General features: G+C 54.2%; 25 protein-coding genes. 17 read left to right on the forward strand and 8 right to left on the reverse strand.

Going from position 1 to position 22,685, the window contains the following annotated elements:
* Window positions 1–10 precede the first annotated feature (10 nt).
* The 8 genes from ACESSO_RS12765 to ACESSO_RS12800 all read left to right on the forward strand — a co-directional run bounded on the left by ACESSO_RS12765 (window position 11) and on the right by ACESSO_RS12800 (window position 5,359).
* Entirely contained in the window at window positions 11–508 is a 498-nt protein-coding gene (locus tag ACESSO_RS12765; protein WP_373165836.1) for a PTS system mannose/fructose/N-acetylgalactosamine-transporter subunit IIB, read from the forward strand.
* A gap of 73 nt (window positions 509–581) precedes the next feature.
* The gene (locus tag ACESSO_RS12770) at window positions 582–1,442 is read left to right on the forward strand and encodes a PTS mannose/fructose/sorbose/N-acetylgalactosamine transporter subunit IIC (protein ID WP_373165837.1); all 861 of its coding nucleotides are present in this window, start codon (window positions 582–584) and stop codon (window positions 1,440–1,442) included.
* A 2-nt stretch (window positions 1,443–1,444) separates the two neighbouring features.
* Window positions 1,445–2,266, forward strand: a complete 822-nt coding sequence (locus ACESSO_RS12775; protein WP_373165838.1) for a PTS system mannose/fructose/sorbose family transporter subunit IID — start codon at window positions 1,445–1,447, stop codon at window positions 2,264–2,266.
* Between the two features lie 29 nt (window positions 2,267–2,295).
* Window positions 2,296–2,580 (forward strand): hypothetical protein, encoded by a 285-nt coding sequence (locus tag ACESSO_RS12780; RefSeq protein ID WP_373165839.1) that lies wholly within the window; start codon window positions 2,296–2,298, stop codon window positions 2,578–2,580.
* Window positions 2,577–3,398: a Cof-type HAD-IIB family hydrolase gene (locus ACESSO_RS12785; RefSeq protein ID WP_373165841.1), complete on the forward strand. Its 822-nt coding sequence runs from the start codon at window positions 2,577–2,579 to the stop codon at window positions 3,396–3,398. Before ACESSO_RS12780 ends, ACESSO_RS12785 begins: the two co-directional genes overlap by 4 nt.
* The gene (locus tag ACESSO_RS12790) at window positions 3,395–4,201 is read left to right on the forward strand and encodes a Cof-type HAD-IIB family hydrolase (protein ID WP_373165843.1); all 807 of its coding nucleotides are present in this window, start codon (window positions 3,395–3,397) and stop codon (window positions 4,199–4,201) included. The genes ACESSO_RS12785 and ACESSO_RS12790 overlap by 4 nt, the downstream gene beginning before the upstream one ends.
* A gap of 49 nt (window positions 4,202–4,250) precedes the next feature.
* On the forward strand, window positions 4,251–4,442 hold the full coding sequence (locus ACESSO_RS12795; protein WP_373165845.1) for a DNA-binding protein: 192 nt from the start codon (window positions 4,251–4,253) through the stop codon (window positions 4,440–4,442).
* Window positions 4,443–4,468: 26 nt separating this feature from the next.
* Window positions 4,469–5,359, forward strand: coding sequence for a PHP domain-containing protein (locus ACESSO_RS12800; RefSeq protein WP_373165847.1), 891 nt, complete (start codon window positions 4,469–4,471; stop codon window positions 5,357–5,359).
* A gap of 142 nt (window positions 5,360–5,501) precedes the next feature.
* Here the strand turns inward: ACESSO_RS12800 and ACESSO_RS12805 are convergent, their stop codons facing one another.
* From ACESSO_RS12805 to ACESSO_RS12830, 6 genes are all read right to left on the reverse strand, one after another.
* On the reverse strand, window positions 5,502–6,194 hold the full coding sequence (locus ACESSO_RS12805; protein ID WP_373165849.1) for an MgtC/SapB family protein: 693 nt from the start codon (window positions 6,192–6,194) through the stop codon (window positions 5,502–5,504).
* Between the two features lie 12 nt (window positions 6,195–6,206).
* Complete coding sequence (locus ACESSO_RS12810; protein ID WP_373165851.1) at window positions 6,207–6,911, reverse strand: MgtC/SapB family protein; 705 nt, start codon at window positions 6,909–6,911, stop codon at window positions 6,207–6,209.
* Window positions 6,912–6,995: 84 nt separating this feature from the next.
* Entirely contained in the window at window positions 6,996–7,340 is a 345-nt protein-coding gene (locus tag ACESSO_RS12815; RefSeq protein WP_373165853.1) for a DUF1667 domain-containing protein, read from the reverse strand.
* On the reverse strand, window positions 7,337–8,599 hold the full coding sequence (locus ACESSO_RS12820; RefSeq protein WP_373165855.1) for an NAD(P)/FAD-dependent oxidoreductase: 1,263 nt from the start codon (window positions 8,597–8,599) through the stop codon (window positions 7,337–7,339). The genes ACESSO_RS12815 and ACESSO_RS12820 overlap by 4 nt, the downstream gene beginning before the upstream one ends.
* Entirely contained in the window at window positions 8,596–10,041 is a 1,446-nt protein-coding gene (locus ACESSO_RS12825; RefSeq protein WP_373165856.1) for an NAD(P)/FAD-dependent oxidoreductase, read from the reverse strand. The genes ACESSO_RS12820 and ACESSO_RS12825 overlap by 4 nt, the downstream gene beginning before the upstream one ends.
* Window positions 10,042–10,228: 187 nt before the next feature.
* Window positions 10,229–10,798, reverse strand: coding sequence for a glycerol-3-phosphate responsive antiterminator (locus ACESSO_RS12830; RefSeq protein ID WP_373165858.1), 570 nt, complete (start codon window positions 10,796–10,798; stop codon window positions 10,229–10,231).
* Between the two features lie 443 nt (window positions 10,799–11,241).
* Between ACESSO_RS12830 and ACESSO_RS12835 the strand changes: the two genes are divergently transcribed.
* From ACESSO_RS12835 to ACESSO_RS12870, 8 genes are all read left to right on the forward strand, one after another.
* Window positions 11,242–12,087 carry an ABC transporter permease gene (locus ACESSO_RS12835; RefSeq protein ID WP_373165861.1) on the forward strand — a complete coding sequence of 282 codons (846 nt, stop codon included), beginning with the start codon at window positions 11,242–11,244 and terminating at the stop codon, window positions 12,085–12,087.
* Window positions 12,088–12,119: 32 nt separating this feature from the next.
* Window positions 12,120–13,085 carry an ABC transporter ATP-binding protein gene (locus ACESSO_RS12840; RefSeq protein ID WP_373165863.1) on the forward strand — a complete coding sequence of 322 codons (966 nt, stop codon included), beginning with the start codon at window positions 12,120–12,122 and terminating at the stop codon, window positions 13,083–13,085.
* A gap of 93 nt (window positions 13,086–13,178) precedes the next feature.
* Window positions 13,179–14,342 (forward strand): extracellular solute-binding protein, encoded by a 1,164-nt coding sequence (locus tag ACESSO_RS12845; RefSeq protein ID WP_373165864.1) that lies wholly within the window; start codon window positions 13,179–13,181, stop codon window positions 14,340–14,342.
* 29 nt (window positions 14,343–14,371) lie between these two features.
* Window positions 14,372–15,214, forward strand: a complete 843-nt coding sequence (locus ACESSO_RS12850) for an ABC transporter permease (protein WP_373165867.1) — start codon at window positions 14,372–14,374, stop codon at window positions 15,212–15,214.
* Window positions 15,215–15,289: 75 nt separating this feature from the next.
* On the forward strand, window positions 15,290–15,976 hold the full coding sequence (locus tag ACESSO_RS12855) for a glycerophosphodiester phosphodiesterase (protein ID WP_373165869.1): 687 nt from the start codon (window positions 15,290–15,292) through the stop codon (window positions 15,974–15,976).
* Between the two features lie 192 nt (window positions 15,977–16,168).
* On the forward strand, window positions 16,169–16,915 hold the full coding sequence (locus ACESSO_RS12860) for a glycerophosphodiester phosphodiesterase (RefSeq protein WP_373165870.1): 747 nt from the start codon (window positions 16,169–16,171) through the stop codon (window positions 16,913–16,915).
* A gap of 185 nt (window positions 16,916–17,100) precedes the next feature.
* A complete protein-coding gene (locus tag ACESSO_RS12865) occupies window positions 17,101–17,526 on the forward strand; it encodes a ribonuclease Z (RefSeq protein ID WP_373165871.1) in 426 nt (141 codons plus the stop codon).
* Window positions 17,523–18,377: a DNA/RNA non-specific endonuclease gene (locus ACESSO_RS12870; RefSeq protein WP_373165872.1), complete on the forward strand. Its 855-nt coding sequence runs from the start codon at window positions 17,523–17,525 to the stop codon at window positions 18,375–18,377. The genes ACESSO_RS12865 and ACESSO_RS12870 overlap by 4 nt, the downstream gene beginning before the upstream one ends.
* An 89-nt stretch (window positions 18,378–18,466) precedes the next feature.
* Here the strand turns inward: ACESSO_RS12870 and ACESSO_RS12875 are convergent, their stop codons facing one another.
* Both ACESSO_RS12875 and ACESSO_RS12880 read right to left on the reverse strand, forming a co-directional pair.
* Window positions 18,467–19,729: an HlyC/CorC family transporter gene (locus ACESSO_RS12875; RefSeq protein ID WP_373165874.1), complete on the reverse strand. Its 1,263-nt coding sequence runs from the start codon at window positions 19,727–19,729 to the stop codon at window positions 18,467–18,469.
* Window positions 19,730–19,966: 237 nt separating this feature from the next.
* Entirely contained in the window at window positions 19,967–21,349 is a 1,383-nt protein-coding gene (locus tag ACESSO_RS12880; RefSeq protein WP_373165875.1) for an undecaprenyl-phosphate glucose phosphotransferase, read from the reverse strand.
* A 179-nt stretch (window positions 21,350–21,528) separates the two neighbouring features.
* On the opposite strand from ACESSO_RS12880, the gene ACESSO_RS12885 reads away from it, so the two are divergent.
* Window positions 21,529–22,653, forward strand: coding sequence for a glycosyltransferase family 4 protein (locus ACESSO_RS12885; protein ID WP_373165876.1), 1,125 nt, complete (start codon window positions 21,529–21,531; stop codon window positions 22,651–22,653).
* Window positions 22,654–22,685 lie beyond the last annotated feature (32 nt).

Below are 22,685 nucleotides of genomic sequence, written 5' to 3' on the forward strand. Positions count from 1 at the left end.
GGAAAAATTCATGTCTATTTCATTTATCCGTGTAGACGACCGCATGATTCACGGTCAGACCTGTACCCGCTGGGCGCTCGAATATCCCTGCGACGGCCTGATTGCCGTCAATGATAAGGCGGCAAAAACGCCGGTACTGAAAGCGGCTTACAAAAACGCCAGTGATAAAAAGACCTTTGTCTGGTCGCTCGACGAGTGGCGCGCCAAGTGCGGCAAGGTGCTGGCGAGCAAGGACCGCTACTTCCTGATTACCAAGGACCCGCAGACCATGAAAACCATTCTGGTCGACGACGGCTTTGACCCCGGCGAGGTCAAGACGGTTGTTATCGGGCCGTGCAACGACCGCGAGGGCGCAGTCAAGCTGGGCAACAACCAGTCCATTACGCAGGAAGAGGCGGATGCGCTGGAGGCCATTATGCAGAAGGGCTACGAAGTGGAGTTCGCGCTGATTAAGGAAGCGGCCATCGGCAACTGGAAAAAGTTCCGCGGTCAGTTCGGCTACAAATAAGTATAAACACCGCGGCACGGCTGCGGGTTAAAAAACAAAAGGGGCTATACAGAAAGGTTAGGTGAAGGATTTTATGGAAATCCAGGTATGGCAGGCGGCATTGTTTGGCTTACTGGCCTGTTTGGCGTCCATGCCCGGCCTTGGCGGCACGGTGTTTGGCAACTACACCTTGGGCCGTCCGCTGGTTGCGGGCCTGATTGTCGGCCTGATTATGGGCGACGTGCAGACCGGTATCTATCTGGGCGCGGCGATTCAGGTCGTTTACATCGCGCTGGTTACGCCCGGTGGTACGGTATCCGCTGACGTGCGTGCCATCTCTTACATCGGTATCCCGTTGTCGATTGTTGCAGTAAACGGCATGGGCCTCAACCCGGCTTCCGCAGAGGGTCAGGCAATGGCGGTCACCCTCGGTTCGGCTGTTGGTACGCTGGGTACGGTTCTGTTTTACGGCACGGCGACGGTCAACCTCGTTTGGCAGCATATGGGCTGGAGAGCGCTGGAAAAGGGCAACCTGAGAAAGCTCTATGTGGTTGATATGGGCTTGCCGTGGATTTCTCACATCCTGTGCTCGTTTATTCCGACATTTATCATCACCAAGGTCGGCGTCAACATGGTTGACCTGATGAAGGCCTATCTGCCGATGGACGGCATCGCTATGAAAACCCTGTTTACGGTCGGCTCACTCCTCCCGGCAGTCGGTATTGCGATTCTGCTCAAGCAGGTGGCGACCAAGCCGGTCGATTTGCTGACGTTCCTGTTCGGCTTTACACTGGCGGCCTGCATGGGCCTGAATCTGATTGCGGCATCGGTTGTTGGCGGCTTTTTCGCGGTCATCAATTACCGCATCAAGCTGCTGAGCATGCAGAAGGCTGCGCCTGCTGCTGCATCGGATGCCGGTACGGACGAATTTGACGATGACGAGGAGGAGATTTGACCATGGCTGAGAAAAAGCTTTCCAAAAAGGCGCTTGCGAAATCCTTCCGCAACTGGTATTACGGCCATCTGACCTGCTTCTCGCAGGAGCACATGCAGACGTTCGGCTACCTGTGCGCTATGCTCCCGCTGGTGGAGGAGCTGTATGATACCAAGGAGGAGCAGAAAGAAGCCCTCCAGACGTATTCCGCATTCTTTAATACCGAGCCGCAGCTCGGCACGGTAATCGTCGGCATGACCGCCGGTCTCGAGGAGGCCAAGGCCAACGGCGAGGAGATTGACGGCGAGATGATAAACGGTATCCGCGCCGGCCTGATGGGTCCGGTCGCCGGTATCGGCGACAGTCTGCTTGTCGGCACGCTCATTCCGATTCTGCTCGGCGTTGCGCTGGGCATGTCGTCCGGCGGCTCGCCGCTCGGCGCCATCTTCTACATTCTGGTTTACAATATCGTATTGACGCTCGGCATGCGTTTCCTGTACTATAAGGGCTATGAGCTGGGCGGCAAGGCAGTAGAACTCATTGTCGGCGAAAAAGCCAACGCCATCCGTGAATCGGTCATTATGCTGGGCACGGTTGTTATCGGCGCGGTTGCAGCAACGTGGATTTCGATTACTACACCTCTGGTGCTGCCCGGCGACATCGCCTTGCAGACCGGTGTACTCGACACGATTTTCCCCAAACTTCTGCCGCTTGCGGCCGTTATGTTCTGCTACTGGCTGATGAGCAAAAAGAAAATGGCGCCGACGACCGTTATGCTCATTCTGGTCGCGGTGGCACTGATTGGCGTACTGATCGGCTTCTTTGACCCGCAGCTGAGCTACTAAAAAACAGCATTGGAAAGGAGTTTTCGCAGATGAAAACCAAATTGAGTAAGAAAACGCTGCTCCGGGAAGCGGAGCAGCAGAAGGACGCGCTGGCGCGGCTGTCCATCTGGTTGAGGAATGCGATGCTCCTTTCCTCTTGTGCTGCGGTCCTGGCCTGGTGGGGACTGAGCGGAGGCGGACTGCGTCTGGCATGCGGCGTGGCCGGGGTTGTGCTGGCGTGTATCAGTGTGGTCTGTGCCGCTCTTCTTGGACTGGGCATCCGCAACGGCCGCCGCAATGTGGCGCATATTCTAAAGGCGGTGGAGCAGGCATGAACAAGACCGAAGACGTTATCCTTCCCCTTCGTCTATTGTGTCTGGACATTGACGGAACCCTGCTCGACACTGCGCATCAGCTGCCGCCCGAAAACCGGGCGGCAGTGCAGTATGCAGCGGCAAAGGGCGTCTGCATCTGTCTGCTGTCCGCCCGACCGCCGCAGGCCATCGCGCCGATTGCGCAGGCGCTTGGCGTACCGGGACCGATTGCGAGTTTTGGCGGCGCATTGATTGAAGAGGGCGAAAGACGAATTTTTGACCGCAGGCTGCCTGTGGATGCAGTGCAGACGGTAATTCGACTGGCGCGGCAGCAAGGTGTTTCGCTCAGCCTGTACCGTGATACCGATTGGTTTGTCGAGCGGGAGGACCGGTGGAGCGAGGGCGAAGGCATCATCACCGGACTGCATCCGACGGCTGTCGCATTGGAGGACACGCTTGCTGCGGGCGCGCCGCACAAATTGCTGTGCATGGGTGAGGCCGCACGCATTGATGCCTTCTATCAAATTCTGCAAAAGCAAGCGATTGCAGCGGAGTTGCTCCGCTCCAAGGACGAGTATCTGGAGATTATGCCGCGGCAGGCCGGCAAAGCCGAGGCGCTGCTGAACGTTTGCCACCATATGGGTATTGCATCAGAACAATCTATGGCAATCGGCGACCATGACATTGACTGCGCGTTGCTGCGCGCAGCAGGCGTCGGCGTGGCGATGGGAAACGGTTCTGATGCTGCGCGGCAGGCCGCAGACTGGATTGCGCCGGATAATGACCACGCGGGCGTGGCGGCGGCGGTCTATCATTGGATAAAGGAGAGAGACGCATGAAATATCGTTTGCTCGCGCTGGATTTGGATGGCACGCTGCTCAATTCGCAAAAGGAGATTACGTCTGAAACCCGCAAGGCGCTGACATGGGCCAAGGCGCACGGCATTTATGTTGTACTATCGACCGGGCGGATTGTCGGAGAAGCGGCGGAGTTTGCCCGCGAAATTGCCTGCGAGGATAAGATGGTCACGGCGGGCGGCGCGGCGATTGCGACGGCCTCCGACGAGCGTATTCTGGAAAGCTGGGCGATGCCGTGCGAAATCGGTGCGCAGGCGGTCGCCGCCGTGCAGGATTTGCCTGTGCGCGTGATGATTTATGTGGGCGATAAAATCTATATTAATCCGTTTTCCGACCGCGATTTTGTACAGAATTATCGCGTAGAGGGTTTTCACGCCAATAAGGTTGTGCTGGACGATATCGCGGGCGCAATTCGCGCGCGGGGACTGGATGTGACCAAGGTGTATGCGATTGGCGAACGCGCGGATCTGGACAAGGCGCTCGAAACCATCCGTCCGCTGCCGGGGATTACGATCACCAGTTCGGGCAGCGATAATTTTGAGGTTATGCCGGCGGGCGTGGATAAGGGGACGGCGCTGGTTCGACTGGGAGAGATGCTTGGTGTTGGCCCGGAAGAAATGGTTGCTATCGGGGACAGCGATAATGATGCAGCCATGCTGCGCGCGGTCGGCATGCCGGTGGCGATGGGCAATGCCGATCCTGCGCTCAAGCAGCTGGCGCGCTATGTCACGCAGGACTGCGACCATGACGGCGTGGCACAGGCGGTATATCATATTTTTTCGTAAGGACCCACCGCAAGGCAATGGTGGGGCTGGTATGAGAGGAGCGTTTTGCATGAAAAGCTATATCACCATTCCGGAAGCCGCAGTCAAATGGGGCGTGAGTGCGCAGCAGGTGCGAACCAGCTGTGAGAAAGCCCGCATCAGCGGGGTGGTACGGCTGAGCCGCCGCTGGTTGATTCCGGAGGATGCGGTTTTGCCGCCTGAACTCGAATATGCTGCGATCAAATGCAGTATATCCGCTTAAAATATGCAGGGACGGGAGGAGAAACCATGGCGCAGACCGATCTGCATATGCATTCCTCCGTCAGCGTGGACGGCGAGGTTTCGCCGCGCGGGCTGGCGGAGTTGTGCTGTCAGGAGGGCGTGACGCTGGCAGCGTTGACCGATCATAATGATATCGCGGGGGCAGCGGAATTTATTTGGCGCTGCGCGCAGCTGGGCGTGCAGGCGATTGCCGGCGTGGAACTGGACTGTATGCATGAGGGGACTCACTTGCACCTTCTCGGTTATGGGATTGATATTGCCAATGCCGCGCTGCTCCACGCAGTGCAGGCAGTACATGTGCTGCAAGCCGAGGCCGGCCTGCGGCTCATGGATGCTGTTGCAGCGCTGGGCATCGGGTTTGACCGGGAGCAGGTGCTGGAGTTGGCGGGAGATGGCGTGGTGTGTGCGGAAACAATCGCGCAATCCGCACTGCAAATGCCGGAAAACCGCACGCATCCGCTGATTCGTCCGCTTTTGCCGGGCGGCGCGCTGGAAGACCGGCCGCTGGTGAATTTTTACTGGTCGGTGTGTGCACCGGGCAAGCCCGCATATGTGCCGGTCGATTTTATGACAGCCGGACAAGCGGCTGACCTGATTCATGAAGCCGGTGGAGTTGCGATATTGGCGCATCCGGGCATCAGTATTTCGGATATGGCAGTGTGGGATAAGGTGCTTCAATTGCCGCTGGACGGCGTGGAAGCCTTCAGCAGCTATCATACAACGCAGCAAGCATTCGCTTACGTGCAAAAAGCGAATGCAAGCGGACTGCTGATCAGCGGCGGCAGCGATTTTCATGGCAGAATCAAACCGGATATTCGTATCGGAGCGGTCGACTGGCAGGGATGCGAAAGCGAGGCGACAGCAGCGCTGCTGGATGTGATCCGACGCTCCCGCTGAAAAACAACAATTGATATGGCGATTTTTCGCGTGCTGACATAACAAATCCCCCGGCCTGTACAGGCCGGGGGATTTGCGTCCTCCGCGGCGATGGACCGCGTGGCAGGACGATCGGAAAAAGAAGAATAAGAAAAAGCATGTGTCAAAGCTCAGCGACGGTAATAACGCCTTCCGTTGCACTCACCCAATTGAGAAGTGTGTTGATTGGGCATTTGCGGTGCAGCCGCAAAGAGAAAATTGCGCAGGCATTGTGACTTTCGCTGCCCGAGGCGCGTGTGATCTCAATATCCATGATGGTCAGATTGTGGTGCCGGAAAAGCTGGAGCACACGCTCCAGACAGGTTTTGTCAGAGTATTCCATATACAGATTAATTTCCGGAACATGATCGAGAATGCGATATTCGATACGTGAAAAGATGATTTCCGCCACCAGCACCAGCACGGTGGCGCAGATGCCGCCCTCGTAAAAGCCGCCGCCGAGTGCAAGACCGATAATGGCGGCCGTCCACAGTCCGGCAGCGGTTGTCAGGCCTTTGACGCGCTGCCGCCGCGTGACGATGATGGTGCCCGCGCCGATAAAGCCGATGCCTGCCACAACCTGTGCGCCCAGACGGGCCATATCGGTATAATAATGCAGGTTGAGGTAGAGAAACTGGCTGGTCATTGTGGTCATGGACGCGCCGAGACAGATCAGAATATGCGTCCGGAAGCCCGCAGGACGGCGTTTGTAGGCGCGTTCAATGCCGATTAGGCCGCCGCACAGTACGGAAAGCAGCATGCGAAGCGTAATCGAAGCCAGCGTGATGTCGCGCAGGCCGTCAAAAATGGGTAGCATGGACGACCCTCCTTAAAACTCGTCAATGGTGTAAATGCTGTCCAGCTCGGCGATGGCGGTGAGAATGCGGGTGTGCGGCTGTTTGTGCTCCAGACGGATGGAAAAAACCGCGCTCGGGTTTTTTGAGCCTTCCGCGCCGGTGCGGCTGATATCCACGTCACAAATCTGCGCTCCTTGCTCTTTGATGCGGTTGATGATCGTGCCGATGTTGTCGAGGGAATGAAATTCCACATAGATGTTGATAAAGCGGGCGCGCTCAATCAGCATGTTTTCGATGACCGGCAGAAAACGCATGCACAGGAAGATTAGCAGTACGCACAGGATGACGCATTCGTAAAAGCCTGCGCCGATGGCCAGCCCCATGCAGGCGGACGCCCACAGGCCGGCCGCGGTTGTCAGACCCTTGACCTCCTGACGGCCCGTGACCAGAATAGTGCCTGCACCGAGAAAGCCGATGCCGTTGACAACCTGTGCGCTGAAACGGGATACGTCGGTGCGTTGGCCGATGGATTCCGCCAGCGACGACCAGTGCAGATCGAGTGCGATGCTCTCATACTGGCCGAGCAGCATGGTCAGCGCGGCCCCCAGACAGACCAGCATATAGGTGCGGCACCCGGCGGGGCGGCGCTTGCGTCCGCGCTCCAGACCGAGCAGACCACCGCTGATCATGGCAAGTGCGAGTCGAAAGAATAAGGAGACCGCATTGAGTTCACGCATATAAGACAAGAGTTCATACAATTCTGGTAACCTCACCTTTCTAAAATGATGTGGCAGCGCTCCTATGTAGGAGAGAGCACCGGGTTAAAGCGTTTTAGTAGCGACGATGTTAACGTCTGTGTCAAGGATGTTGGCGGCCAGCACCTGACCAACCTTGACTGGCGCCTGCACGTTCAGCGTGTTAATCAGCTGCATGCAGTCGAACATTTTTTCCTTGGGCAGCGGCTTGTCGGTTTTGACCGGCAGGCGGGGGATTGCGGCGCCTTGCACCCGTACGGTTGAGGTGATCATGCGAACCGGATGCAGCAGCTCGTTGCGGGCATATTCCGCGCCGCGCGGACAGGAATTACCGGTCACGGCATAGTCGTTTTCCTCGTCCACCGTGAGATGACAGCCCTTAGGGCAGGTGATACAGATTAGGTTGGTCATGCCTGTGCCTCCTCGACAGAAATTGTAATCGCGCCCTGCGCCTTGTCCAGCAGTACGCGCGGCAGCTTGATGTTTTCCATTTCGCCCGGCGCCATATGCTCGCGCGGGAAAGAGGCGATTTGTGCACCGGCCTCGTCGGTGACAACAATGCGGCTGCTGCCGCAGATGGCGCGCACACGGAAGAATACGTCGACTGTCTGGAAATCCGTGTCCCTGTGGATATGCTGCGGCACAGTGTAGCCCACCAGATTTCCGTTTTGCAGCTCAATCGTATCGTCCGACGCGGTGCGCTGGCCGCGGCAGTATGCGGCTGCGGCGCGGCCCGCCCGGGCGGCTTCCGCAGTGACGAAATCGACCAAATCATGTACATGCAGCACGTTGCCGCAGGCAAACACCCCAGGCACAGAGGTTTCCATGTTTTCAAAGACAATCGGACCGTTCGTGCGCGTGTCCATCCGGATGTTCGCGCCGCGTGACAGTTCGTTTTCCGGAATCAGGCCGACTGACAGCAGCACGGTGTCACAGTCGAAGGTCATTTCGGTGCCGGGGATGGGGCGGCGGTCGGGTCCGACTTCGGAGACGATGACGCGCTCGACGCGGTCGCGGCCTTGAATGTCGGTAATCGTGTGAGACAGATAAAGCGGGATGTCAAAGTCGTGCAGACACTGCACGATATTGCGCGTCAGGCCGCCCGAATACGGCATGACCTCGACGCAGGCGAGCACCTTTGCGCCCTCCAGCGTCATACGGCGCGCCATAATCAGGCCGATATCGCCCGAACCCAGAATGAGCACCCGCTTGCCAACCATGTAGCCCTCAATGTTCAGATACCGCTGTGCGGTACCCGCAGTGAACACGCCTGCCGGACGGGTGCCCGGAATGGCGATAGCGCCGCGCGTGCGTTCACGGCAGCCCATGGCCAGCACAACGGCCTGCGCCTGCAGCACTTCATAGCCGCCTGCGGAGGAGACGATATGAATCTGCTTGTCGGGTGTGATATCGAGCACCATAGCGTCCAGCCGAACGTCCACGCCGGTCTGGCCGACCATTTCGATGAAGCGGCCGGCATATTCCGGGCCGGTCAATTCTTCGTTAAAGTAGTGCAGGCCGAAGCCGCTGTGGATGCACTGGTTGAGGATGCCGCCCAGCTCGCGGTCACGCTCGACGATACAAATCGAGCGGCAGCCGTCCTCCCATGCGGACTGTGCTGCGCTCAGGCCGGCGGGGCCGCCGCCAATGATGACAAGATCGTAATTCATACCTGTTCTCCTCCCTTGGTGACGCCGGTGAGAATGTAGGTGCCTTCGCCGTCCTGCCGAATATCCAGCGGATCGCAGCCCAGCTCACGGGCGAGAATATCCAGCACGCGCGGGCCGCAGAACCCGCCCTGACAGCGTCCCATACCCGAACCGGCGCGGCGCTTGATGCCGTCGATCGAGCAAGGCGGGATGGGCGAGTGAATCGCCGCGACGATTTCGCCCTCTGTGATGGTTTCGCAGCGGCAGATGACGCGGCCGTAGCGCGCGTCCTTGGCGATAACGGCGGCCTTTTCCGCGTCGGACAGATCCTTGAAGTGGATTTGCTCGCGTTCGCCGTTCCAGTCAGCCTTTTTCTCCAAAGAAAGGCCGCTCTTTTCCAGCAGTTCGACGGCATACTCGCCAATGGCGGGCGCGGCGGACAGACCGGGGGATTTGATGCCTGACAGATGCAGCAGATGCGGCATGCCCTTCGCGGGACGGATGATGAAATCCGCTTCGCTTGTATTGGCGCGCACACCGGCAAAATTGCGGATGGACTGACGGAAATCCACACCCGGCACGCTCTTCCGGCTGGCTTCGACGACCGAATCCATGCCGGCGCGCGTGTTTTCACGGTTGAGTGGGCCTTCGACTTCCTGTGCACTCGGACCGACAATCAGGTTGCCGTGCACTGTCGGCGCAACCAGCACGCCCTTGCCCGCTGCGGTCGGACACTGGAAGATGACGCGGCTGACCATGTCGCCGCTCGATTTATCCAGCAGATAGTATTCGCCGCGCGAGGGATGCGCTTCCCACTCGGCAGCGCCAGAGGCCATGGCGCTGATTTCATGGCCCCAGCCGCCCGCGCAGTTGACCACAAAACGGCTTTCGCAGTCGCCGGAGGTGGTATGTAACAGAATAGACTCGCCGCGGTCCTCCAGACCGGTGACTGCGCTGCGCAGACGCAGCTCCACGCCGTTGCGCACAGCGACCTCGGCTTCTGCGATGCACAGGCCCCACGGGTCGATGATGGCGGCGGAGGGCGCATACAGCGCAGCGCACACGTTTTCTGACAAATTCGGCTCCATTTCGCGTGCTGCGACGCCGTCCAGCAGTTGCAGGTCGGGTACACCGTTGCGCTTGCCGTTTTCGTACAGGCGCTCCAGATGCGTGCGCTCTTCCTGATTGAAGGCGACAACAAATGAGCCGATGCGCTTATACTTGACCGAAAGTGATTGGCAAAGCTGTTCCATAATGGCAGAGCCGCGTACATTGAGCTTTGCCATCAGGGTGCCGTACGCCGGGTCATATCCAGCGTGCACCACAGCGCTGTTGGCTTTGGTGGTCCCCATGGCGACGTCGTTTTCCTTTTCCAAAATCAGCACACGCAGCTGATATTGTGAAAGCGTGTAAGCCAGAGACGCGCCGATCACACCGCAGCCGATAATCGTTACATCATACATGCTCTTATCCCCTCCGTCATTGTTTGCAGAAATAAAAAAAGAGTCAAAACAAACCACCGTACAACAATTCGTGCACAGAAGTTCGCTTTGACTCATCTCTCCAAGAAAACGAAACAACTTTTAATTGATAAGTTTACTATAACACAGCATTTTTTTGATTGCAAGAAAAAGATTTTGCCCGCGGCGGTTATATGCGCCAAAGATCGACACTGGTCGTGGAGATGGCGTGTGCGCCTGCGGACAGAGCGGCCATAATGTCCTGCTTGTCAGCCAACAGACCGCTTGCGATGATGGGCTGCTGCACCTTTTCAGCCAGACGGGCGAGCACGCGGGGCATGGTGCCCGGCAGCAGATCGACGGCGTCGGCGTCGGAATTTTGCCGCAAAACATTTTCAAAAGACAGGGAATCGAACAGGAAAAAGCGCTGGATGGTCAGTAGGTCGAGCGCTTTGGCGCGCCGGATGATGTTCGGGCGGGTGGAGATGATGCCGTCTGCCTGCGTATTCTGCGCAATGAAGTTGGCAGCAATGTCCTTAGCTGTCATGCCTTCAATCAGGTCCGCGTGTACAAAGGCGATTTTGCCGCGCTGCTTGACGCGGGCAACCAGCTGGCCGATGTTGAGAATACTTCCATACAAGAAAAAAACGATGGCGCAGTCGCTTTCCAGCGCCTGCTCCAATCCCTCATCATTTTTCAGCGCGGCAATAATCGGAGAGTCCTGCAATGCCTGCAGAAAATCAGTTTGCTTGCGTGTCATAAATGAAGCCCCCTACATAGCAAGTGTCTATTGCGAATCCGGCTTATTCGTAATAAGACAACGAATTTGTTTATTATTTTCACTTTAGTATATTCGCTTTTATTTTTCAATGGGGAAAAGTGATTTTGGTCAAATTATATAAAATTTTCGTTTATTATATGTTAAATTAGTGAAAAAAGTCATTTTTAACGGAATTTTGACTTGCCAGACCCGGAGAGCCATGCTAAACTTTAAGTAAATCAAGAATATGTTGCTTGCAGAGAACAGAGCCAAGGTAACAAGAAACTCTCGTGTGAAAGTGCAGGGGGGATGGCTGTTACGCTTGGTTTTTTATTGCTTGCAAAACGTTTGGGACAATCTATAAATTAAGATTACGGGGGTTGATAGACAGGTTTGGCGCATTCTCATACTCTGGCAGCTAACAAAAAGGGGTGGAATACTTCATGTTCAAAATGCTCAATCCAAAGCGATTCTATCATGCGGTAGGAAAGCGAAAGTTTCTGGAATTTATTCTGTTTGCCGTATTTATTTTGTTTTTTTACGGGCCGATTCTCAACATGCTGATGCTGGCCTTTGCCAACGAATATACGGCGCCGAATATTCTCCCACAGGAATGGGGGTTCAAGTGGTGGGAATATGTATTCAGTCAGGATAGTCTGGTTTCTTCTATTGTGCAGTCGTTTATCGTAGCGATTGTCACAACCGTGGTTTCCATGATTTTCTGCATTCCGGCGGCTTATTCTATCGCGCGATTCAAATACCGCGGCCGCAAGCTGTTTATGCTGTCGTTCCTGTTGACCAATGCGTTTCCGAAACTTGGTATTTATACGTCGATCGCCGTGTTGTTCTATAAGTATAATCTGATGGGTACTTATACCGGCGTTATCATCATCCATATGATCAATTCCATGATGTTCATGGTCTGGCTGCCGGCCAGCGCGTTCAGTGCGGTGCATCGCCAGCAGGAAGAGGCTGCACGCGATGTCGGTGCGGGGCCTATCCGTACGTTCTTCAAGGTGACGCTGCCCATGGCGGTGCCCGGCATTGCGGTTGCCACACTGTATACCTTCCTCGGTTCGATGGAGGAGGCGCAGGGCACCATGCTTGTCGGTATGGCAAAGGTGCAGACCATGCCGGTTGCGATGTACGGTATCGTGCTGGATTCGTCGGCCGTCCAGATCGGCGCGGTGTTTGCCATCCTGCTGATCATACCATCCGCCGTCCTGATTTTTGCGATGCGCAAGTATATCGGGCCGAACGCTATTGCGGGCGGATTTAAGATGAAATAAGAGCGGAAAAGATTGGGAGGAAGATGAAATCCATGAGTGAGCGCAAAATCAAGTTGCAAATCAAGGATATGACCAAAAAGTACGACAACGGCGACGGTGTTGAGCATATCAATCTGGATATTTACGAAGGTGAAATCGTTACGTTTCTCGGGCCGTCCGGCTGCGGCAAGACAACCATCCTGCGCACCATCGGCGGTTTTCTGGATGTGACCAGCGGTGACATCATCATTGATGGACAGTCCATTATCGGCTTGCCGCCCGAAAAACGGCCGACCGCAATGGTATTCCAAAGCTACAACCTGTGGCCGCATATGACCATTTACGAAAATCTGGCATTCGGCCTGAAACTGCGCAAGATTCCCAAGGCGACCATTGACAAGGATATCAAGGATATTTTAGAGCTGGTTTCCATGAGCGGCTGCGAGAAAAAGTATCCCAGCCAGCTGTCAGGCGGCCAGCAGCAGCGTATTGCCATTGCGCGTTCTCTGCTGCTCAAGCCCTCTCTGCTGCTGCTGGACGAGCCGTTCTCCGCGCTCGATGCCAAGATTCGCCAACAGATGCGCGAGGAACTGAAGAAAATCCAGAGCGATCTGGGCATCACGGTTGTATTTGTTACCCACGATCAGGAAGAGGCCATGGCGCTCTCCCATCGCATCGTGGTTATGAACAAGGGCAAGTTCGAGCAGGTCGGCACTCCGACTGAAATTTACGACCAGCCCAAGACTCGTCACGTCGCCGGCTTTATCGGTGAAATGAACTTCATCGAAAAGGACGGCAAGACAATTGCGGTACGTCCCGAAGACGTAACCGTGACTGAGGCGGGCAAGGGCGAGGTTAACGGCATTGTGCGTACCATTATGGTGCTCGGCCATTACGTAGTCGTTACCGTGCAGCATGGGGATACGGTCATCAAGTGTTTTGTCGACCGCGAGGTGAGCGAAAAACTTCAGAGCGGCGACGAGATTGGCCTGTCAATTGGAAAGCATTGCGTATTCTAATTTCGGTAAACAGCGTTTTGGCGCGGATAATGCTTCGCGTGGCGCTGCTTATATCGCACCCAGTCAAAAAATGAGAGAGAAGGAGAATGAAAAATGAAAATGAAGCGTTTAGGCTCTATGCTGCTGGCGGGTACAATGCTGGTAGCGGCGCTGGCCGGCTGCGGCGGCGGCAAGGATGGCACAACGGCGGACGGCAAGTCCGTAGTAACGCTGTGGGCCACCGGCTCGGACAATGTGCGTACCATTTTTGAGACCTTGACCAAGGATTTCAATGAAAACTCCGAATATGCAGATAAATACGAAGTAAAGCTGCAGTTTATGCTGTCCGGTACGGGCGCGCAGACGCTGGCCGACATGATCGCGGCGGCAGCCAAGGCCAATCAGACGGATACCGATTACGACCTGATTGATATGAGCGGTGACGACCTTTCCAAGATTGTTTCCCAGATTGGCGAGGAATCCTTTGTCAAGCTCGATGATACCAAGATTCCGAATGCGGCATCTGTTGCGGCGCAGAGCACGGTAGCGACCGATTACGTCCAGCCGTACCGCGGCACGACCGTAATTCTTGCATATGACTCCGAAGCGGTTCCCACCCCGCCCAAGACCATGGACGAGCTGGTTGAGTGGATTAAAGCCAATCCGGGCCGCTTTGCTTACAATACTCCGGGTACCGGCGGCGCAGGCGACTCCTTCGTGCGCACCGCGGTTTACAACTTCATGCCGGAAGAGGCGATTACCTCGGACGACCCGAAGTGGGAGGAGCAGTGGGATGAAGGCTTTGCCTTCCTCGCTTCCATCCATCCGTACATGTACAAGTCCGGCGGTTCGATCGTTTACCCCAACAAGAACCAGGGTACGCTTGACCTGCTCAATCAGGGCGAAATCGATATGTGCATCAACTGGGCTGATATGGTGCTGAGCCAGCGCGCACAGGGCGCCATCAAGGATACCATCAAGATTACGCAGATCGAGCCTGCGCTGACCGGCTCGCTTCAGACATTGGGCATCCCGACCTTCGGCTCCAACGAGGACGGTGCGTATGCGTTTATTGATTACATGCTGTCTCCGGAAGCACAGCAGATCATGGTGGAGCAAATGGCGGCTATCCCGCTGATCGACACCGAGGGTATGGATATGACCGGTTATGAAGATCTGCAGGATCTGGATGTTTCCAATTTCCGCATTATGTCCATCGGCGATCTGGCCACGGACTTCAACGAGCGTTGGGATAACGAAATCGGCACGCTCGGCTAAAGCCCAAACCTGAAAAAGAGGGGATAAACATGAGTAAAAGCCTGAAGCAGAAGCTGGTAGCGTATGCTTTGGTTCTGCCGGCCTTTCTGGTAGTTATGCTGACGGTCGCCTATCCGATCGTTTCGGCGGTGATCCAGAGCTTTCAGGATGAGGAGACAGGTGCATTCACCTGGGACAACTACCTGTACTTCTTCACTGAGCCTGCGCAGCGGCAGAATATTCTGTACACACTGTATGTTGTAATTATGACGGTTATTATCGCGATCGTGGTCGCGTATCTGCTTGCGCTGTACCTGCGCTTCGTGCATTCAGGCTTTGCCAAGAGCATCGGAACGCTGTATCTTCTGCCCCGTTTTGTACCGGCTATGTGCGCGGTTTACGCGATGATTACCATCATCCGCGATTCCGGTCTCATCAACCGTATCGGTGCGCTGTTTGGCGTGGATATTCAGCTCGGCCTGATGTACCATGCCAACGGTCTGATTCTGATGAACCTGTGGTTTAACATCCCGTTTGCGGCGCTGATGATTACCGCAGGTCTGGGCGCAATTCCGGATTCCATCATTGAAGGTGCGCGCGACGTGGGTGCGGGAAAATTCAAGACGTTTACGTCGATGATTTTACCACTGTCGCTCAAGGACGTTGTCATTGCGGCAACCTTTGTGTTCATGAGCAACGTCGGTTCGTTCACCACTCCGTATTTGATGGGCGGCAACTCCCCGAAAATGCTGGGCATTGCGCTGTTTGACCAGTTCAACAAGTACCTGGCGTACAACCGATCGGCAGCGCTGTCAGTGATTATGTTCCTAATCTGTTCTGTTTCCGCAGGCGTATATATCTATACCAACCTGAAGGAAAAGGACTGGGAATAAGCAATTGAAAAAGAAGAGGAACAGTGATGTTCCTCTTCTTTTCGTGTATTTGATGGAAAAGACAGGAGAACTGAGATGGAACAGATGATAAAGATTACTGCGCACTCGGGTGCAGAGCATACGGCGGACAATTCTCTGGACTTTGTGCGCTATGCGCTTGAGCTAGCGGTGGACGCACTCGAGGTGGATGTGCGCCGCCGCGCGGACGGTGTGCTTGCGCTGGGGCATGATGCGGCAGATGGGCAGTCCCCGACGTTGGAAGAGGTGCTTGGGCTGGTGGCGGCGCATCCGTCCATGTGCATCAACTGCGATTTGAAAATGCCTGGATTGGAACGGGAGGTCGCGGCCCTTGCGCAGCAGGCAGGTCTTGTCGGTCGGCTGATTTTCTCGGGCACAGTGGACGCGGCGGTCTGCGCTGCGGACCCTTTGCTGCATGAACAGGCGGAGATTTATCTGAATATCGAGGAATATGTGCCGGATTTGTATGTAAGCTATCGTAACATACCGGATTTTGAACTGCAAGCCGCCGCTAAAATCACGGCGGTGTGCAAGCAGTATGGTGTGCGGACCGTCAACATCAATCATGTGCTTGTGACCCGCCGATTGGTGCAGACGCTGGCACAGGAGGGAGTGGGGCTGTCTGCATGGACGGTCAATGAGGCAAGTGAACTGCGCTGGTTTTTGGCAAACGGCGTACGCAATATCACCACGCGGGAGCCGTCGCTGGCGCTTGCACTGCGAGGCGAAGCAATACAGGTGTGATGAGAAAAGCGGACTGTGCAGCATGGCTGTGATACCGAAATCCTGCGCCGGATATGGTGCAGGATGCCCATTGCATTTTCCTGTTCTCGGCGCTATAATAACGATGTGCAGAGAATTGTTGAGCAAGCACATGTCCGTCGGTTTGTTGGCGTGGCATGTGCTTTTTTAATGGACCAAAAGGGGAGAAAGATTATGAAAAAACCTATTTTACTGGCACACCGCGGTTTTTCCGGAAATTATCCGGAAAACAGCCCGATCGCATTCCAGATGGCGGTGGAAAAGACTGCGGCGGACGGCTTTGAAAGCGATGTTCATATCACAAAGGACGGAAAACTGATTATTTTCCACGATGCGACGCTGGAGCGCACCTCCAACGGAACGGGGTATATCAAGGATCATACCTATGAAGAACTGCTCGCTCTGGATATCGGTGCATGGAAGTCGCCGGAGTTTGCCGGACAGCACATCTGGACGTTTGATGAGCTGCTGGACTTCTGCGACCAGACCCACATGCTGCTGAATATGGAGCTGAAGAACTACGAGGTGTTCTATGAAGGGCTGGAGCAGCGCGTCATTGATGCAATCTGCGCGCATAAGATGCAGGATCGTGTGTTCGTTTCCTCCTTCAACCATATTTCCATGCAGAACTTTAAGAATCTCTGCCCGGATATCAAGACCGGCCTGCTGTATGACAAGCCGTTCCTTGAGATTGGCGAGTACATCAAGCGCTCTAACGCGGATAATATGCACCCGCGATACATGCTGCTGCAATACCAGCCCGAACTGGTCGATTTGTATCACAGCCGCGGCATGGGGGTCAACACATGGACGGTTAATGATGAGGAAAACATGCGCGACATGATTGAGCGCGGTGTGGACTGCATTATTTCCAACTACCCGGACCTGCTCTGCAAGGTCGCGGGCGAGATGTGTGATTGAGCTTTCAAATGACAAAACGGCACCGGGCCGCTCTCCGTTGGGAGGGCGGCCCGCCTTGCTTGAGCGAAGGCCAGCTGTTTGAAAAAACATGCTCCAATCGACAAATCCGGCAATCCTGTGGTATGATAATAGGGCCTTGAAAAGAGGAAGCCGGTTGAGTGGATACAGCATGGAGGTGAAGCGGTATGCATGTGATCCTCTGCTTGGACGACAAGAATGGGATGCTGTTTAATCATCGGCGGCAGAGTCAGGACCGTATTTTGCGCAGGTATATCCTTTCCTTGTGTGGCGCGCGGGCGTTATGGCTGAATGGATATTCCGCCGGGCAGTTTGCAGAGAACGAGCGCGCCCGCCTGCGGGTTGATGACCATTTCCTTGCGTTGGCAGGGGAGGGGGACTACTGTTTTGTCGAAGATCAGCAGATAGAGCCGTTTCTGGATAAGATAAAGAATATCATTCTTTTCTGCTGGAACCGCGTTTATCCGGCGGACCGGTATTTTGACCGTTCGCTGCTTAACCACGGCTGGACCTTGCGGGAAACGGACGAGTTTGCCGGTTCCTCGCACGCAAAAATCACAAAGGAAGTATACCAAAAATGCAAAAAATCATGAAAAAAATCATACCGGTTCTGCTGGGCATCCAGCTTTTGCTCTCCGGCTGCGCCCTGCTGCAGCCGCAGCAGACCATTTCGCTGGAGGACGTTCCGGCGTACAGCGGCCAGCCGTATGTGGAGATCGACGGCAATGTACCGGATTTCCCGGAGGAGGACCGAGTTCCACAATCCTTTGAAAGCTATGCTCCGCTGGATTTCCTAGGGCGGTGCGGCACGGCCTATGCGTGCATTTCCACCGACCTGATGCCGACGGAGGAACGCGGATCGATTGGGCAGGTCAAGCCGTCCGGCTGGCAGACGGTGAAATATGATTTCGTGGACGGAAAATATCTGTATAACCGCTGCCATTTGATTGGATATCAGCTGACGGCGGAAAATGCGAATGAGGAGAATTTAATCACCGGTACGCGGTATTTAAATGTGGAAGGCATGCTCCCGTTTGAAAATCTGGTGGCGGATTACATCAAGGAAACCGGAAACCACGTGTTGTACCGCGTCACACCTGTCTTTGAGGGGAACAACCTTGTTGCCTCCGGTGTGCAGATGGAGGCTCTGTCTGTAGAGGACGAGGGGGACGGCATCTGCTATAACGTATATTGCTATAATGTGCAGCCCGGTGTGGAGATCGACTACGCAACCGGGGAAAGCCACGAAGCGGATACAGCACAGACGGACAATACAGGCGACGCACAGGAGTATGTACTCAATACTGCTTCGAAGAAAATCCATCTGCCGGACTGCGCCAGCGTGGCCAGCATTGGGGAAAACAATAAGGAGTCGTATACCGGAAGCTATGAGGATCTGCTTGCGCAGGGGTATTCGCCCTGCGGCAACTGTCTGGGAAAATAGCAAAGGGTTCAGACGGAAAAAGCCACTTCTCTGTGTCAAATGACAGAGAAGCGGCTTTCGCTTGTTTATATGGATGGAATATGTATCCGTCAGGCAGTCGGCGCTTCGCAATTTTCATGCTCAATGATTTTGATGAGCGTGACATGGCGGTCGTCGGCATCCTGCACGACAAAATCCAGATTTTTATAGGTAAGTGTTTCGCCCTGTTTGGGGATGTGTTCAAGCTGATCGATCATCCAGCCGTTGACCGTGGTATAGGTATCCGCTGCCTCGTCATCTTCATAGCCGAAGTTGGTCAGCACATCTTCAAAATCGGCAGCACCGCGCGCCAGATATTCATGGTTGCCGGTTTTCCAGCATTGCTCGACAACACGGTCGTGCTCGTCCCAGATTTCACCGACCAGTTCCTCCAGCACATCCTCCAGTGTTACAATGCCCAGTGTGCCGCCGTATTCATCTGCTACGACTGCGATATGTGATTTGTTTTTTTGCAGCAGTTTGAGCAGCTCACCGATTTTCATGGTTTTGGCTACAAAAATCGGGGGCTTGACAATTACGTCAATCGAACGGTTAGAGGGAGCCACTTCATTATAGAAGTCTTTCTCATGAATGATGCCGATGATATTATCAATGGAATCCCGATAAACCGGCAAGCGCGAAAAGCCGGTTTCCTTGAACAGCTTGGCGATGGTTTGATTATCCGTGTTCTCTGAGATGCCGACAATATTGACGCGCGGGGTGAAGATTTCCACAACCTCCACGTCGCTGAATTCGATTGCGCTGCGAATCAGATCGCCTTCCTGCTCATCGATGCCGCCTTCACTTTCGGCTTCATCGACCATGGTCAGCAGCTCTTCTTCCGAAATAGAGGTATCCTCCGAGGTTTTGAAAACCCGAGAGAGCAGCTTTTTCCACTGGACAAACAGGAAATTGACCGGCGTGAGAATATAAATGAGAACCTGAATGATCGGCGCGGAAAAGCGGGCAAACAGCTCCGGCGATTCCTTTGCCAAGGTTTTGGGGGAGATTTCACCAAAAATCAGCACAACAACGGTTGTGACAATGGTGGAAAGAGATGGTCCGGTTTCCTCGCCCGCCCAACGGATGAACAATACCGTTGCAACAGATGCAGACGCGATGTTGACAATATTGTTGCCGATGAGGATAGTGGACAGTAATTTGTCATACTGGTCGGAGAGCCGCAGCACCAAAGCCGCCCGCTTGTCGCCTTTTTCGGCAAGACTTTTGATACGGATGCGGTTAAGAGAGGAAAAAGCGGTCTCCGTAGAAGAGAAAAACGCGGACATAATAAGGCAGGCGATAATGATAATAATACCTACTGATGTGTTCATGTTGTGTTCCTTTCGAAGTGTTTTTTTGAGTTTAGTCGTTATCGGTGCTATTCCAAAAAAACTTCAATCGGTCGGAACGGTAATCGGCCCGCAGGATCAGGGTCAGACATAGAAACTGAATTCCACCTTTCTGTGTAAATTGTGACAAGTTAATGTTGTATATTATACAGAATTTGATGCATTTCGTCAAGATGGCTTGTGGCCGGTTCATCGATGGCCGGTTCGGTGCAAGTGCGTTTATTTTTGCAGCTTTTCGTTGTTGGCAAAGCGGAAAATGGTCATAAACAGGATTTTGATATCGAGCAGAAACGTCCAGTTTTCGATATAATACAGGTCATGCTCGATACGTCCCTGAATCGAGGTGTCGCCGCGGAAGCCGTTGACCTGCGCCCAGCCGGTAATACCGGGGCGCACCTGATGCTTGACCATATAAAGCGGGATTTCCTCTTTAAACTGATTGACAAAATAGGGAAGCTCGGGACGCGGACCAACCAGACTCATATCCCCCTTGAGCACATTGAAAAACTGCGGCAGTTCATCGATAGAGAATTTGCGGATGAAAGAGCCAAATTTGGTTTTGCGGGGGTCTGCGTTTGTGCTCCAGCCGGTGGTTTGCTTGTCGTTGACCCGCATGGAGCGGAATTTGTACATGTAGAACGTCTTTTTGTTCAGTCCGACCCGTTCCTGCTTAAATAAAACAGGACCGGGGGAGGACAGCTTTACGCCGATTGCGGCAAACAGCATGAACGGCGAAGTGACCAGAATGAGCAGCAGAGAACCAATGATGTCCATACCGCGTTTGAGAAATGCGTTGCCGATATTATCCAGCGGAATATGACGAATATTGACCAGTGCGATTCCCCCGACCTCGTCATAAACCGGGTGTGCGGGCATAAAGCGGCTGTAAAAAGGAATCAGGGAGACTTTGACACCATGCTTTTCGCTGCTTGCGATAATGTTTTGTAAATAAGGATATTCATCCGCTTCCAAAGCGATGACGACTTCATCCGGATTGGTGCGGTCAAGCACCTTGGAAAGGGCGTTGTAGTTGCCCAGATAGGAGATGCCGGGCAAGCAGTCGCGGGGAGCGAGGTAATGATCGACGGAGAATCCCAGCGTGCGGTCCTGCTGGATGGCATGGTAGTAGGTGCGCGCCTGTTCACCGCATCCGATAAGCAGCACATGCTTGAGGTTATAGCCCTTTTCGCGGAGTGTTTTCAGCGCACGCCGCAAGAACCAGCGTTTGATGGCGATACCCAGCGTGGCAAAAGCGAAAAATAACAGCAGGGTCCAGCGGGAAAGATGAAATTCCTTGAAAACAAAGAAGAATGCCAGCATCAGTCCGAACAGGATGACATTGCAGCGGAGCAGCAGACTGAATTCGGTTAAGAAATTTTTTGCGCGAAAGGAATCGTACAGGCCCATCAGACTGTACAGAAACCACAAAAGCGGGATAATGCAAACGGTGGCGTATAGATAATAAGAAAGCCCAATATGGCCGGGTTCCCCTTGAAAGATTACGAAACGGATAAAGTAGGCCAGCAGCATGCAGGGGAATAGAAGCAGCACATCAGTCAAGCCGTTGATCTGATTGAGCGTTTTTTGATTTTCTTTGATCACCGGTCGATCCTCCCGAACGAATGAATTATTTTTATTCTACCATATCTGACCGCCATATTCTATAGAAGAACCACTCTTAACTTGACAAAAAGTGCGGTATGCGGTAATATTTTAAGCGAATACAGAACAGGACGCGGGTGGGAAAAATCGCCTGCGTTTTCTTTTGGAGGCGCGTTTCCATGAGAGCAAGAGAGAAAATACTGTATGTTGCCTCAACATTTGGACATCTCGCATCCTTTCATCAGCCATATCTGCAATGGTTTGCCGACCAAGGTTATGAAGTGCATGTGGCCGCAGGCGGTACACCATGCGAACTGAAAGGGGTGAGCCGCTATATTTCTCTGCCGTTTGAAAAGAGTATGTTTTCTCCGAAAAATCTGGCGGCTGTGTGGGAATTATATCGACTGATGAAGGCGGAGCGGTATAAAATGATAAGCCTGCATACCTCGCTTGCGGCGTTTTTTGCGCGGCTTGCGGTTGTGCCGTTGGGAAAGCGTAGGCCGGGTGTGATGAACACGGTGCACGGGTATTTGTTTGATAAAAATACGCGATGGACAAAACGGATGCTGCTGCTGGGCGCAGAACGAATGACAGCGCCGGTAACTGACTGGCTGCTGACTATGAATCAGCAGGATACAGAGATTGCGCGCAGGTATCATCTGGGGAAATGGGACGTGCTGACCAAGGGCATGGGCGTGGATTTCACGCGGTTTACGCCGCCGGAACAAAACCAGCGGGAAGAGCTGCGGCGCAAGCTGGGACTAAAGCCTTCTGAGTTAGTCTTGATTTATGCGGCGGAGTTTTCCAAGAGAAAGAATCAGGGCATGTTGATTGAGGCAATGCAAAGATTACCCGAGCATGTTGTACTGCTGCTGCCTGGACAGGGCGAAATACGGGAAATGTGCCGTATGCAGGCGGGAAGAGCCGGGCTGACCGATCGCATAAGGTTTCCGGGATTTGTGCGGGATATGGAGAACTGGTATCGTGCATCGGATATCTGCGTGTCATCCAGCCGGATTGAGGGACTGCCGTTTAACGTCATGGAGGCGATGGCCTGTGGTCTGCCGGTTGTTGCCAGCGATATCAAGGGTCATCAGGATTTGATATGTGCAGGTGAAAATGGTTTTCTATACTCGTTCGGAGACACAAAGGAATTTGTAAATGCAGTACAACGCATGCAGGACGCAAAGGTGCGGCAGCGCATGGGGGAGGCTGCAAGAAGTTCCGTGCAGCGGTTTGGCATCACGGAGGTGTTTCCGGAATTGACGGTTCTGTATGAAAACGCGGCAAAGGACTTTCGCTGAAAAAGATTGTATTATATAATAAGGTATAAGGT

Origin of the sequence: Agathobaculum sp. Marseille-P7918 (assembly GCF_964248325.1) — a bacterium.
In the GTDB taxonomy this organism is placed as follows: Bacteria; Bacillota; Clostridia; order Oscillospirales; family Butyricicoccaceae; genus Agathobaculum.

Bases quoted from the DNA above. Each gene is read 5' to 3' on its own strand.
- ACESSO_RS12790 (WP_373165843.1), top strand. From the start codon at position 3,395: ATGAAATATCGTTTGCTCGCGCTGGATTTGGATGGCACGCTGCTCAAT.
- ACESSO_RS12800 (WP_373165847.1), top strand. From the start codon at position 4,469: ATGGCGCAGACCGATCTGCATATGCATTCCTCCGTCAGCGTGGACGGC.
- ACESSO_RS12805 (WP_373165849.1), bottom strand. From the start codon at position 6,194: ATGCTACCCATTTTTGACGGCCTGCGCGACATCACGCTGGCTTCGATT.
- ACESSO_RS12865 (WP_373165871.1), top strand. From the start codon at position 17,101: ATGCATGTGATCCTCTGCTTGGACGACAAGAATGGGATGCTGTTTAAT.
- ACESSO_RS12780 (WP_373165839.1), top strand. From the start codon at position 2,296: ATGAAAACCAAATTGAGTAAGAAAACGCTGCTCCGGGAAGCGGAGCAG.
- ACESSO_RS12860 (WP_373165870.1), top strand. From the start codon at position 16,169: ATGAAAAAACCTATTTTACTGGCACACCGCGGTTTTTCCGGAAATTAT.
- ACESSO_RS12875 (WP_373165874.1), bottom strand. From the start codon at position 19,729: ATGAACACATCAGTAGGTATTATTATCATTATCGCCTGCCTTATTATG.
- ACESSO_RS12770 (WP_373165837.1), top strand. From the start codon at position 582: ATGGAAATCCAGGTATGGCAGGCGGCATTGTTTGGCTTACTGGCCTGT.
- ACESSO_RS12870 (WP_373165872.1), top strand. From the start codon at position 17,523: ATGAAAAAAATCATACCGGTTCTGCTGGGCATCCAGCTTTTGCTCTCC.
- ACESSO_RS12820 (WP_373165855.1), bottom strand. From the start codon at position 8,599: ATGAATTACGATCTTGTCATCATTGGCGGCGGCCCCGCCGGCCTGAGC.
- ACESSO_RS12850 (WP_373165867.1), top strand. From the start codon at position 14,372: ATGAGTAAAAGCCTGAAGCAGAAGCTGGTAGCGTATGCTTTGGTTCTG.
- ACESSO_RS12835 (WP_373165861.1), top strand. From the start codon at position 11,242: ATGTTCAAAATGCTCAATCCAAAGCGATTCTATCATGCGGTAGGAAAG.
- ACESSO_RS12795 (WP_373165845.1), top strand. From the start codon at position 4,251: ATGAAAAGCTATATCACCATTCCGGAAGCCGCAGTCAAATGGGGCGTG.
- ACESSO_RS12885 (WP_373165876.1), top strand. From the start codon at position 21,529: ATGAGAGCAAGAGAGAAAATACTGTATGTTGCCTCAACATTTGGACAT.
- ACESSO_RS12765 (WP_373165836.1), top strand. From the start codon at position 11: ATGTCTATTTCATTTATCCGTGTAGACGACCGCATGATTCACGGTCAG.
- ACESSO_RS12845 (WP_373165864.1), top strand. From the start codon at position 13,179: ATGAAAATGAAGCGTTTAGGCTCTATGCTGCTGGCGGGTACAATGCTG.
- ACESSO_RS12785 (WP_373165841.1), top strand. From the start codon at position 2,577: ATGAACAAGACCGAAGACGTTATCCTTCCCCTTCGTCTATTGTGTCTG.
- ACESSO_RS12810 (WP_373165851.1), bottom strand. From the start codon at position 6,911: ATGCGTGAACTCAATGCGGTCTCCTTATTCTTTCGACTCGCACTTGCC.
- ACESSO_RS12830 (WP_373165858.1), bottom strand. From the start codon at position 10,798: ATGACACGCAAGCAAACTGATTTTCTGCAGGCATTGCAGGACTCTCCG.
- ACESSO_RS12775 (WP_373165838.1), top strand. From the start codon at position 1,445: ATGGCTGAGAAAAAGCTTTCCAAAAAGGCGCTTGCGAAATCCTTCCGC.
- ACESSO_RS12840 (WP_373165863.1), top strand. From the start codon at position 12,120: ATGAGTGAGCGCAAAATCAAGTTGCAAATCAAGGATATGACCAAAAAG.
- ACESSO_RS12825 (WP_373165856.1), bottom strand. From the start codon at position 10,041: ATGTATGATGTAACGATTATCGGCTGCGGTGTGATCGGCGCGTCTCTG.
- ACESSO_RS12855 (WP_373165869.1), top strand. From the start codon at position 15,290: ATGGAACAGATGATAAAGATTACTGCGCACTCGGGTGCAGAGCATACG.
- ACESSO_RS12815 (WP_373165853.1), bottom strand. From the start codon at position 7,340: ATGACCAACCTAATCTGTATCACCTGCCCTAAGGGCTGTCATCTCACG.